At 38.4% G+C, this 12151-nt stretch carries 13 protein-coding genes; 7 read left to right on the top strand and 6 right to left on the bottom strand.

What is annotated here, in order from left to right:
* Positions 1–252: 252 nt before the first annotated feature.
* Both A2U94_RS21115 and A2U94_RS07715 read left to right on the top strand, forming a co-directional pair.
* Positions 253–405, top strand: a complete 153-nt coding sequence (locus tag A2U94_RS21115) for a hypothetical protein (protein ID WP_153301193.1) — start codon at positions 253–255, stop codon at positions 403–405.
* Positions 406–408: 3 nt separating this feature from the next.
* Positions 409–780: a hypothetical protein gene (locus tag A2U94_RS07715; RefSeq protein ID WP_025908186.1), complete on the top strand. Its 372-nt coding sequence runs from the start codon at positions 409–411 to the stop codon at positions 778–780.
* A gap of 42 nt (positions 781–822) precedes the next feature.
* Here A2U94_RS07715 and A2U94_RS07710 read toward each other — a convergent pair whose 3' ends face one another.
* Positions 823–1671, bottom strand: coding sequence for a YitT family protein (locus tag A2U94_RS07710; RefSeq protein ID WP_025908187.1), 849 nt, complete (start codon positions 1669–1671; stop codon positions 823–825).
* Positions 1672–1880: 209 nt separating this feature from the next.
* Here A2U94_RS07710 and A2U94_RS07705 point away from each other — a divergent pair, with 209 nt between their 5' ends.
* Both A2U94_RS07705 and A2U94_RS20585 read left to right on the top strand, forming a co-directional pair.
* Positions 1881–2744 (top strand): DegV family protein, encoded by an 864-nt coding sequence (locus A2U94_RS07705; protein ID WP_025911871.1) that lies wholly within the window; start codon positions 1881–1883, stop codon positions 2742–2744.
* A 55-nt stretch (positions 2745–2799) separates the two neighbouring features.
* Positions 2800–2931, top strand: coding sequence for a DUF3941 domain-containing protein (locus A2U94_RS20585; RefSeq protein WP_076513403.1), 132 nt, complete (start codon positions 2800–2802; stop codon positions 2929–2931).
* A gap of 48 nt (positions 2932–2979) precedes the next feature.
* On the opposite strand, the gene A2U94_RS07700 is transcribed toward A2U94_RS20585, so the two are convergent.
* Positions 2980–3843 carry a CvfB family protein gene (locus A2U94_RS07700; protein ID WP_025911873.1) on the bottom strand — a complete coding sequence of 288 codons (864 nt, stop codon included), beginning with the start codon at positions 3841–3843 and terminating at the stop codon, positions 2980–2982.
* Between the two features lie 189 nt (positions 3844–4032).
* Here A2U94_RS07700 and A2U94_RS07695 point away from each other — a divergent pair, with 189 nt between their 5' ends.
* The 3 genes from A2U94_RS07695 to A2U94_RS07685 all read left to right on the top strand — a co-directional run bounded on the left by A2U94_RS07695 (position 4033) and on the right by A2U94_RS07685 (position 7037).
* Entirely contained in the window at positions 4033–4524 is a 492-nt protein-coding gene (locus tag A2U94_RS07695; RefSeq protein WP_025911874.1) for a YajQ family cyclic di-GMP-binding protein, read from the top strand.
* Between the two features lie 138 nt (positions 4525–4662).
* Complete coding sequence (locus tag A2U94_RS07690; RefSeq protein ID WP_025911875.1) at positions 4663–5529, top strand: SDR family oxidoreductase; 867 nt, start codon at positions 4663–4665, stop codon at positions 5527–5529.
* A gap of 110 nt (positions 5530–5639) precedes the next feature.
* Positions 5640–7037, top strand: a complete 1398-nt coding sequence (locus A2U94_RS07685; protein WP_025911876.1) for a sigma-54 interaction domain-containing protein — start codon at positions 5640–5642, stop codon at positions 7035–7037.
* A 10-nt stretch (positions 7038–7047) separates the two neighbouring features.
* On the opposite strand, the gene A2U94_RS07680 is transcribed toward A2U94_RS07685, so the two are convergent.
* The 4 genes from A2U94_RS07680 to A2U94_RS20580 all read right to left on the bottom strand — a co-directional run.
* Positions 7048–8706, bottom strand: coding sequence for a M20/M25/M40 family metallo-hydrolase (locus A2U94_RS07680; protein WP_035321451.1), 1659 nt, complete (start codon positions 8704–8706; stop codon positions 7048–7050).
* A gap of 68 nt (positions 8707–8774) precedes the next feature.
* On the bottom strand, positions 8775–9977 hold the full coding sequence (locus tag A2U94_RS07675) for an ornithine--oxo-acid transaminase (protein ID WP_025911877.1): 1203 nt from the start codon (positions 9975–9977) through the stop codon (positions 8775–8777).
* Between the two features lie 37 nt (positions 9978–10014).
* On the bottom strand, positions 10015–11562 hold the full coding sequence (gene pruA / locus A2U94_RS07670; protein ID WP_025911879.1) for an L-glutamate gamma-semialdehyde dehydrogenase: 1548 nt from the start codon (positions 11560–11562) through the stop codon (positions 10015–10017).
* Between the two features lie 423 nt (positions 11563–11985).
* The coding region (locus tag A2U94_RS20580) for a transposase domain-containing protein (protein ID WP_197473393.1) at positions 11986–12151 on the bottom strand (166 nt) is incomplete at its 5' end.

The following is a 12151-nucleotide window of genomic DNA, read 5'->3' as shown; positions in this document are numbered from 1 at the left end:
TGTATGAATACAAAAAAACATTTAATTGCTTTAGATTTAGACGGCACGCTATTAGCTGATAATAAAACCATTCTACCTTTCAAATGAAGACAATGGTATTGCTTATTATTTGGAAAAGACCTTAAATTTATAACTTAACTATTTTTTGAAAGCACAGGTAATTTTTTTTACGCTATCTTTTCATCAAAGCTGCACACACTATAATCGACGCTTAGTTAAGTGTCGATTTTCTTTATTTTAGAGGAGGAAGATATGATGGGTAGAAGCAATCGATCAAAGCGTTTTGTCAAACAAGGTGCAGATGCAGTACAAAAGCATGATGAACGTATTCCTTATCATATGACACTGGCGGAGGCTGAAGCGTTTCAAGCCCAGCAAAGCCACGCTCCTCATGGAGGTCAATAACGTATGAAACAGTCATTTTTTCAACAAGTAAAAGAGACAATCCAAAATGTTGTTTCAAATCGCTCTGAGCATCATAAAGGCGAGAGTCTTTCAAATCATGAAAATCATAAAAGCCACAACGGCGAACTTGATATTTCAGGCGAAATGTTAAAAGCCGTGATGTCGGATGCTTCATCTCAAGAACAGGAGAAAATTCAGCATTTCGAAAATTCTTTAAATCAAACATATAATACAAAGCAGGCTGCTTCATCACACACGCCAGCAGGTCAGATGGAAATTGCGGAAGATATGTTATCTCATATTGAAAACAATGCCTCTCCATCTGAACAAGCACAGCTGCATGAGCTTGCTGAATATTTAGAAAAAAAGAATTAATAAAAGCAAAAGCACGCTATGTATTGCAGCGTGCTTTTGCTTTTATTCTTCTTTGCGAAATAACCCGAATATGCCTGTCGTTTGTACAATATTCGTAAACGCATGAGGATCGACGTCTTTAATAGTTTTTTCTAAATCAAAAAGCTCATATCTTGTCAAAACAATCATTAGCATTTCTTTTTCTTCATTTGTAAAACCACCTTTTGCAGGAACAGCGGTGATACCTCGTACCAACTTGGAATGAATGGCTTTTCTAAGCTCCTCGCCTTTTTTGGTTACAATCATCGCTGTCACTTTCACGTGGCGCGTATGAATAACATCGATGACTCGAGTCGTTGTATATAAGGCAACGAGCGTATATAACGATTTTTCAGCCCCATATAACAGACCTGCAGCTGCAATAATGACAGCATTTAACGTAAATAAATAGCCACCGATTGGCTTATCTTTCATACGGGACAACACCATAGCAATGATGTCTAATCCTCCTGTTGAAGCACCAAACTTCAGCGTAATTCCTACTCCTACAGCTAAAATGACTCCTCCAAATACCGCGTTTAAAATGATGTCTTGAGATAAAGCTTCAATCGGTACAAACTCTAAAAACACCGTTGTAGCTAAAACGCTATAAAAGCTATAAATCGTAAACGTCTTACCTACCTTTTTCCATCCTAAAATTGTTACGGGAATGTTTAATAAAAGCAGCAAAATACCTGTGGAAATTGTAAACGGCGTATAGTCAGTTACAACGCTTGAAATTAATTGGGCGACTCCTGTAAATCCACTGGCATAAACATTCGCTGGAATTAGAAATAAGTTTAAAGCAACTGCGTTTAATAAAGCACCAACTGTAATAACAATAATTTTTTTGACTTCCAGCCACTTGTTCAATCGTTTCAAACCTCCAAACTTATGTATACATGTAGTATTTGCTCATTCTTTTTTTATAGTATGAACATTTTTATTTCATAAAAAAATTATTCATAAATTGTATTTTTTCCTCAGTGCTTATACACTAGTATTATTATTGTATTTATTTTCTTTTCATCAAACCGTAAAAAAATAAACGCTTAGATAAATGTAGTAGGAAGGTGACATTTATGTCAATAAAAATTTTAACAGATAGTGCTAGTGACTTACCTTGTTCTTTTTTCAAAGAAAATAACGTTTCATTGCTTCCTCTTCGCGTTCATTTACGCGACACGGAATATTTAGATTTAGAAACAATTAATCCTGCAGAAGTATACGAAGCCATTCGAGAAGGAGCAATGCCGAAAACATCTCAAGCTGCTCCAGCTACTGTATATGAAACATTTGAAGAGTTGGCTAAATCAGGTGAGCAATGTATTTATATTGCATTTTCTTCTGAACTCTCAGGAACCTACCAAACAGCTGTGATGGTCAAAAACGAACTATTGGAAACATACCCTAACTTCGAGTTAGAAATTATTGATACAAAATGTGCGTCTCTTGGGCAAGGTCTTGTGGTACACTATGCTGTTCAACAGCTGGCAGCTGGTCTCAACTTTAAAGAACTTGTATCTAAAACAAGACAATATGCGTCTAGCATGGAGCATATCTTTACTGTAGACGACCTTGATTTTCTTGCACAAGGCGGACGCGTAAGCAAAGCTTCTGCATTTGTTGGAGGATTGCTAAATATCAAGCCTTTATTACATGTTGAAGATGGTAAACTCGTTCCAATTGAAAAATTAAGAGGGCGTAAGAAAGTGTTAAAGCGTATGATTGATATCATGGACGAACGCGGTGCAAAAAATCTAGCTGATCAAACCATTGCAATTAGCCACGGTGATGATGAAGAAACAGCTATGCAGTTAAAAGCACTGATTGAAGAGCGATTCGGCTGCAAGTCGTTTTTAATTAACATGATTGGAGCTGCCGTTGGTTCTCACGCTGGACCTGGGACGATTGCTCTTTTCTTTTTAAACGAAATTATCGAATAATGCTTGTAGTTAAGGGTAATCTAACGATATGTTCTAAAAAGGAGTGTGTGTTAGAATGCCTCATACAAGTGATAACGATAAAAAGGCAAAAGATAATCAAGCAAAGCAAGAACAAAAGAATCTACATGAACAAAGAAATAGACAAGCAGGAAAACATTCATTTTCTAAAAAAACGGATCATCTATAAAGGCATTACAAAACCGCTTGGAAGCTTCCAAGCGGTTTTGTAATGCCTTTATTTATCTTTTTTGAAGTATGTCCATCCTTCTTCTTGATAAACCTTATCTTCTTTCATCAGCTTTCCTAATGCGCGCTTAAACGCTGCTTTACTCATATTGAAACGCGTGCGAATATCTTCTGGGTAACTTTTATCCCAAAATGGCATAACGCCTCCGCGGCTTTCCATGTAATCGTATAGAACTTGCGCATCTTCATCCATACTTTCTTGCTTACGAGGTAGCAACGAAACATTCAGTGTACCGTCTTCTTTTACATTCACAACGCGTCCCGTTACAAGCGCACCAATCTTCGGTTCTTTCTTACGTTCTGATTCATGAATAAATCCAACGTAGCCTTCTTCTGTCATAATGAAAGATCCTACTCGTAGCACGCGATAGATACGACCCGTGACTTCACGATTAAACAGATGACTTGGAGCCGGCTTAGCCATTGCTTTCATAACATCATCTGTTGCCACTTTCCCGTAAATTTTTCCATGCTTTGATATTTTCATCGTACAGTAAAGCTTGTTTCCTACATCAGGCCACAGACTTTCTAAAGCTGGAAGATCCGTTGAACCGATCAGCATATCTTTACTCATACCAATATCCACAAATACACCTAAGTCATCATTTACGTCAACTACTTCGACCCACGCATACGTTCCCTCTTCGACAACTGGCATATGCATAGTAGCAGTTAATCGACTTTGGTTATCTAAATATACAAACACTTCTACTTCTTCTTGCTCTGCTAGCTCTTGCGTTGTTTCATTTTTATGAAGAAGGATTTCTCCATCTTCACTGTCAAGCATATATCCCATCGGCGTTTCACGACTTACAGTCAAATATGCTCTTTGGCCTGGTTTTACTCTACTCATTTTTTATCCATCCTTTATGTGAAGTTCCTTTATTTCTTTTATGATCAAATTGTATTATCATCATTGATTCTACATTATGAAAACAAACGTTCAAAATTGTATTGTATCAATTTCAAGATGCTTGTTCAATATCAGTTGTATCCCCTTTTCGTTTTATTTATAATTAAAGAAAAAAACAAGGAGGATTCTATGGCAAAAGATAGCTCATTTGATGTAGTATCACAGGTTGACTTACAAGAAGTAACAAACGGAATTACAATGGCTTTAAAAGAAATTCGAAACCGCTATGATTTTAAAGGAAGTAAAAGCGACATTTCTGTCGATAAAGAAGAGCTTGTATTAATTTCCGACGATGAGTTTAAGCTAGAGCAGCTAAAAGATGTTATGGTTTCAAAATTAATTAAGCGCGGTGTACCAACAAAGAACATTGAATATGGAAAAGTTGAGAACGCTTCAGGTGGTACGGTCCGCCAGCGCGGTAAACTGATTCAAGGTATCGATAAAGAAAATGCTAAAAAAATTAATAATTTAATCAAAAAAAGCGGTTTAAAAGTAAAGAGCCAAATTCAAGATGATCAGCTTCGCGTAAGCGCTAAAAGCCGGGATGACCTACAGCAAGTAATCGCAGCGATTAAAGAAGCGGATTTGTCAATTGACGTGCAGTTTATTAATTACCGCTAAGTTTATTCATTATTGTTAAGGGTAAAGACCAGTAGCTATGCTATTGGTCTTTTTTTCCTTTATGCATACTTATTCTAGCACCACGCATACTATTTACATTCTATATCATCAATTACTTTTAAAGGAGTGTATAAGCAAATGAGTCAACAACAGCAAAAACAAACCTTTCCCCCACAACATCAGCAAAAACAACCTGGCATTGAATCAGAAATGAACCCAAAACCAACTGCGATTGAGCCGGAATACAAAGCTAGTGGAAAACTTTCTGGAAAAGTAGCGATTATTACAGGCGGTGACAGCGGTATTGGACGTTCAGTTGCGTATCATTTCGCAAAGGAAGGCGCCAATATTGTTATTACGTATTTAGATGAGCATGACGACGCAGATGAAACGAAGAAGACCATTGAAGAATATGGTGTATCATGCTTAGCTCTTTCTGGAGACATTGGTGAAGAGCCGTTTTGTGAAAAAGTAGTTCATGAAACCATTGAGAAATTTGGACAGCTTGATATCTTAGTAAATAACGCTGCTGAGCAGCACCCTCAAAAAGATATTACACAGATTAGTGCTGAGCAGCTGCAGCGAACATTTCAAACAAATATTTTCTCATTTTTTTATTTTACAAAAGCAGCGATGCCTCACTTAAAAAAAGGAAGTTCTATTATCAATACAACATCTGTGACTGCTTACCATGGTCACGATCAGCTTATTGATTATTCATCAACAAAAGGAGCCATTGTATCATTTACGCGCTCGTTGTCAGCATCATTAGCTGCGAAAGGTATTCGAGTAAATGGTGTTGCTCCTGGACCTATTTGGACACCTCTTATCCCTTCAACCTTTGATGAACAACAAGTAGCTTCATTTGGTGCAGATACGCCGATGCAGCGTGCTGGCCAGCCTTCTGAGCTTGGACCTGCTTATGTATTTTTAGCAAGCAACGATTCATCCTATATATCTGGACAAGTTATCCATATAAACGGTGGAACGATTGTAAATGGATAATACGTTACTGAAGCTGTAGATTTCCCTACAGCTTCTTCTTTTTTGCATATAAAAGACATATCTGCTTAAATAATAAATGATAAGATGCTGCTTTAAAGGGGATTGAGGAAATGACAAAGTCTAACTATTCTACACCGCTGGTTCAGTCCATCTTTGAAAAAATCATTAATGAAGTTGATGCTGGTATTCATGCAATTGATGAACATGGTACAACCATTATTTATAATGAACAAATGATGAAAATGGAATCAATGGAAAAACATGATGTGCTTCATAAGAACTTGCTTGATGTCTTCATGTTCCAAGATAATCAAGAAAGTACGCTTGTCAAAGCTCTACGTGAGGGTAAAACAACCATTAATGTCAAGCAAACGTACTTTAACAATAAAGGAAAGGAAATTACTACAATCAATAATACCTTTCCAATTATTGATGATGGAAAAATTAAAGGGGCGGTTGAAATTGCGAAAGATGTAACTCAACTTGAAAAGCTCATCCGCGAAAACAACCGACACCGAGAGTCAAAAATGGTGACGTTTGAGCAGATCATCGGTAGCAGTACCGCTATTCAAGATGTAGTGAATATCGCTAAACGAGCCACGCGCACTCCTTCATCCGTTTTGATTGTAGGTGACACAGGCACCGGGAAAGAGTTATTTGCTCAAAGCATACATAATGGAAGCAGTCGATCAGCTAAACCGTTTATTTCACAAAACTGCGCAGCAATTCCAGATACCTTAATGGAAAGTCTTCTTTTCGGCACAGTGCGTGGTGCTTTTACGGGCTCAGCAGACCAGCCTGGACTTTTTGAACAAGCTAATGGAGGAACACTGCTGTTAGATGAAATAAATTCGCTTCCTACAAATCTTCAAGCAAAGCTGCTTCGTGTTTTGCAGGAAAAAACGATTCGTCGCATTGGTGACACGAAAGAAAGAACGATAGATGTTCGCATTATCGCTAATATGAACGAAGATCCCATTGACGCTATTAACGAAAACCGATTGCGAAAAGACTTATACTATCGCTTAGGGGTCGTTACGCTACAGATTCCTCCTCTAAGAGAGCGTAAAGAAGATATCCCAGAGCTTGTTCAAACATTTATTCAAAAATACAACGATCGCTTTCAAATGGAGGTAATGGGAATTGATGAACGAGTCATGTCGTCTTTTTCACAATACGAGTGGCCAGGTAACGTTAGAGAGTTAGAACATGTCATTGAAGGCGCGATGAACCTCATGATTGGTGAGGAGGAAATTCATTACCATCACTTGCCATTTCAATATCAAAACCGCTTCCTTCCCCCTGTTAATACCAAAGTGATAAGCCAGGTACGGAATGAAGATCAAGCCTATGTCCCTTTGAAAAAACAGCTTTTACAGTTTGAAGCTCACTGTATTAAAGAGGCGCTAGAACACCATGAAGATAACATTTCACAGACAGCTAAGGCACTAGGAATGAGTAGACAGAGCTTACAATATCGGATGCGCCGTTTGAATATAACGAAATAAGGCTTTTGCCTTATTTCGTCTTCAATAGCTCCGTTGTCACATGCTGGATGAACTGAGGTAAAATCTTAAATGAATAAGGCTTATAGACTCTTTCCGTCCATTTATGACCATCTTTTCCATATACGCCAAGGTTGATAGATGGAATGTCTAAATCCTTAATTTCTTGAAATGGGATGGTTTGATCAAACTCCCAACCTGGAAAATTCCTCGTGAAAGACTGTATTTCTTCTTGCGTTTCTGAAAATGATAAAAAACTTCCATCAGATAAATAAGGAAAAAACTTTCGCACTTCGAATTTCTCATTCGTTTCAGAAGTGAACTTTTCCACACAAGCATGTATCACGTTCACAAGTTCATGCCCTTTCTCAGTGCTTACGTCTACGTGATTATGCGGTAAATAAGGTGGTGCATAAAACAAAATCACTCGAGGCTTATGAGAAGCATCCAAAGCTTGAAGTGCTTCTACTAGTTTAAAAGCTTTCATTCGAGCTTCTAACGACTCATATTTAATTAGCGTTTGCTCGATATGAGAGCGCGGATCAATGCCTTGTATTTGTAAGTCTAGAAGGTACTGGTGTAACGTAACGACTTCTACCTCAAATGACAGGGTGCGATTAGGCAATTGTGCTCTTCTACAAAAATCTTCATACGCATGAGCAAGCCTATGTTCAACCTCTTTACATGCTTGACGTGCAACTTTCAACAATTCATTCGTTACTTCATTGATTTTCTTTTCATACATAAAATAATTAAAGTACAAATGCGTATATACAGCCGTCTGCACATTATATGCGTCTTTTCCATCTCTCTGGTACAAACAAGTCGGTGGTAAAATCATTTCACCTTCAAGCTCTTCTGCTAAGCTCATATTATTATGAATACTTCGCGTCAGCTCAGAGGCAATCACATTTGGATCAATTCCTAGCAGCGTATCGCCTACGTGCACCGTACGACCATGAATGTAAAAGCATGGCAATACCTTTCCAGCTGTACCCGTATAGAGATAGCGTGTTTGATCTCCTTCATACAAAGGCGCAATGAAGTCATTGTTAATGGCCGTTACGTAGTCTAGCTGATACTCTGCTTTCACTCGTTTCAACTCTTTAACAGCAGCTAAGATTCCTCGGTGCTCACTTTCTTCATCCCCATTAATGACCAATAATACATTTCCTTCGAGCTCCTTAATTCTTTCCGTAAAGTAAAGAGTGTTAACAAGATGAACTGCAATACCACTTTTCATATCAAGGGCCCCACGACCAAATAGCCAGTCACCGGATGCTGCATCAGCTTGAACTTCTGCATCCTTTTGCTGAATCATAAAATATGTCTTTAATTCATCAGCATCGTATGCAATGTGCTTAAGATGTCCATAATCATCTACCCCCACCGTATCTAAATGTGCATGGTACACAATGGTTTTTGCCGATTGCTTTTTACCTTTCACAAATGCAAAGATATTTTTTCGATTCACGGGATCTTGAGGAACGCTTTGTACCCATAGGTGATGGGGGTTTTCAATAAAATAAGGAAATGTTTGAAGTAACTCTTTTACAAATTCAGCAAGCTTCTCCTCTCCTTCTGTTCCGTTGACGCTTTCGATTTTCACCAATGTTTTTGTGAGCAGCTCCACTTTTTGTTCCAATGACAAATGAACAAGTTGTTCATACATATTATCAACATCTCCTTCTATCGTAAAAAAGCTCAGTCGCACGATGTAACACCGTACGACTGGGCTTTTTAGATATGAAATACTTTTTGAATTCGCTCAATTGCCCAATCAAGCTCTTCTTTCGAAATCGTGAGCGGTGGAGCAAATCGAATAACTGTGTGATGCGTTTCTTTACATAAAAGTCCTTCTGCTTTTAACTTTTCACAATATGGTCGAGCTGCTTCGTATAGCTCTACACCAATAAATAGACCACGACCTCGAACTTCTTTAATAATCGGGTTTCCAATTTTGCTGAGCTCTTCTTTGAAGTAATTACCTAATTCCAATGAACGCTTTGCTAACTCTTCTTCTTCAATCACTTCTAGCGACGCTAGGGAAACAGCACAAGCAAGTGGGTTTCCTCCAAACGTAGAACCATGCGACCCTGGATTAAATACACCTAGAATATCATCGTTTGCAACAACGCATGAAATTGGGAATACGCCTCCCCCTAATGCTTTTCCTAAAATCAGCATATCAGGCTCAAAACCTTCCCACTCGTAAGCAAATAGCTTTCCAGTACGAGCCAGCCCCACTTGAATTTCATCTGCAATGAAGAGTACATTATTTTCTTTACAAAGTTCAAAAGCAGCTTTTAAGAATCCTTCTGGTGGAAGTACTATCCCTGCTTCACCTTGGATGGGTTCAATAAGAAATGCTGCTGTATTTGGTGTAATGGCAGTTTTCAAAGCTTCTAAATCACCATATGAAATTATCTTAATTCCAGGTAGCATTGGACCGAATCCTCGTTTATACTCCGCTTCTGATGATAACGAAACAGCTGTCATTGTACGGCCGTGGAAATTTCCTTCACAAGCGATAATTTGCGCTTGATCTTCCGCAACGCCTTTTATATCATACGCCCAGCGACGAGCAGCTTTAACTGCTGTTTCAACCGCTTCAGCTCCCGTATTCATCGGCAATGCCATATTTTTATTTGTCATTTTGCAAATTTTTTCATACCATGGACCTAACTGATCATTGTGAAAAGCGCGTGACGTTAACGTAACTTTATCTGCTTGGCACTTTAGTGCCTCAATAATCTTAGGATGACGATGACCTTGGTTCACTGCTGAATACGCGCTTAGCATATCCATATATTTATTGTTTTCTGGGTCATGCACCCACACTCCTTCTGCTTTTTCAATAACAATTGGTAGTGGATGATAATTGTTTGCTCCGAACCTTTCCGTTTGTTGAATAATTGTGTCTGTTTGTTTTACCTGTACCATTTAAGTCATCCTCCTTCGTTTTATTTTACGTATATTATTAGAACATTTCAGATGTTGTTTTTGCTTGCATATGAAGCAGTAAATAATCAGGACCACCAGCTTTTGAATCAGTACCCGACATATTGAATCCACCAAATGGTTGGTAACCAACAATCGCTCCCGTGCACCCTCTATTAAAATATAAGTTTCCGACATGAAATCCTTCACGCGCACGCTCAATATTAGCGCGTGTATTTGATAGGACTGCGCCTGTTAATCCATAATCCGTGTTGTTCGCAATTTCTAACATATGATCAAAATCTCTCGCTTTACAAACCGCTACAACAGGCCCGAAGATTTCTTCCTTCATCAAGCGAGCATCTTGATGTATATTCCCAAACACAGTTGGCTGGACGAAGAAACCGTTAGATGAATCCCCTTCCCCTCCTACTAATAAATCTCCTTCTGTTCTACCAATCTCAATATATTTCATAATTTTATCAAACGACGCTTGGTGAATAACCGGTCCCATGTACGTATCTACGCTTTCTGGATTCCCTACTTTTAATGTTTTTGTTAAGGAGACAACCTTTTCGACGACCTCATCATATACGTCTTCATGAATAACTGCTCTTGATCCTGCTGAACACTTTTGACCAGAAAAGCCAAAAGCAGAGTAAACGATGGATGAAGCAGCTAACTCTAAATCAGCATCGCGGTCAACCAACACAGTATCCTTGCCACCCATTTCTGCAATCACACGCTTTAGCCAAATTTGGCCTGACTGTACTTTTGCTGCGCGTTCATAAATACGACATCCTACTTCTCGAGAACCTGTAAACGAAACAAATCTTGTTTTTGGATGCTCAACTAAATAATCTCCAATAATAGATCCTTTACCAGGAATAAAGTTAAGGACACCTTTCGGTAAACCTGCTTCTTCCATGAGCTCTACAAACTTGGCTGCAACAACGGGCGTTGCATCAGCTGGTTTTAATAGAATGGTGTTGCCAGTTACAATGGCCGCAATTGCTGTTCCAGCCATAATTGCAAGCGGGAAGTTAAAAGGTGAAATGATGACCCCTACCCCTAACGGAACATAGTTATATTGATTATATTCGCCTGGACGACTATTAACTGGCTGCCCTTTTGTAAGCTCTAGCATTTGCCTTCCATAATATTCAATAAAGTCAATTGCTTCTGCTGTGTCTGCATCCGCTTCGTTCCAAGGCTTCCCAGCTTCTTTGACTAGATAGGCAGAAAACTCATGCTTTCGGCGTCTTAGCATTGCTGCTGCACGGAACAAAATATTTGCTCGGTCTTCAGCTTTCCATTTTTTCCAATCTACAAAAGCTTCTAACGCAGCATTCATTGCTTTTTCAGCTAGCTCTTGATTTGCTAATGACACGTAGCCGATTACTTCTTTCTTATTTGAAGGGTTAATAGACGTTGTTTTTTCATCCGTTTCAATACGCTCACCGTTAATGATGAGAGGGTATGTTTTTCCTAATTGTGTATTCACGTATGATAAAGCCTCTTGAAATAGCTCTTGATTCTTTTCATCTTTAAAATTAGTAAATGGTTCATGTTGATATGTACGCACCATGTAAATACCTCCTAAAGTTGACTTTTCTACTCACTAATCTTTATTGCAAGATTGATGCCAACATGCGTATCTCCGTTTTTTTCTTATTTTTCAAGAAATTCAGCTCCGACCAATAGCAAAAAATATTTGCATGCAAAAGAAATATCTATCAATAAGCAAAATTATTTTGCGTAACCTTATGCACCCTCACTCCCACAAGGTTTTTGCTATTTAAACAAACGTTTGATTAATAAAAAAACGACCGTATATACACATATACAGTCGTTTTCTACTCATTACCGCTTTTTACACGATTGCCTTGTCACAATTGAATGTGGAATGCGAATACTTTCAATTGGTGTAAGCCCGAAATATAAAAAATAGCGCACCTTCACGGTACGCACGACGAACGGCCAGCTAACTGAATTTTTTTCAGTTAGCTGGCTATTTTGCACATGTGGCTTGAATATTCTCTGACCATGGCATGTAATTATGTAAAATCTCAGGGTGTTGATGAAACGATATATTAGGTAATTCCGTCATCAGCTTTACCAAGTACTGATAAAAATCAATTCCGTTTGCTTTGGCCGTTTCAGCCAAACTCAAACAA

This window comes from Bacillus sp. VT 712 (assembly GCF_001614195.1).
GTDB lineage: Bacteria > Bacillota > Bacilli > Bacillales > Bacillaceae_H > Priestia > Priestia flexa.
The sequence above is the reverse complement of the archived record's forward strand: the minus strand, read 5'-3'. Positions and strand labels throughout refer to the sequence as shown.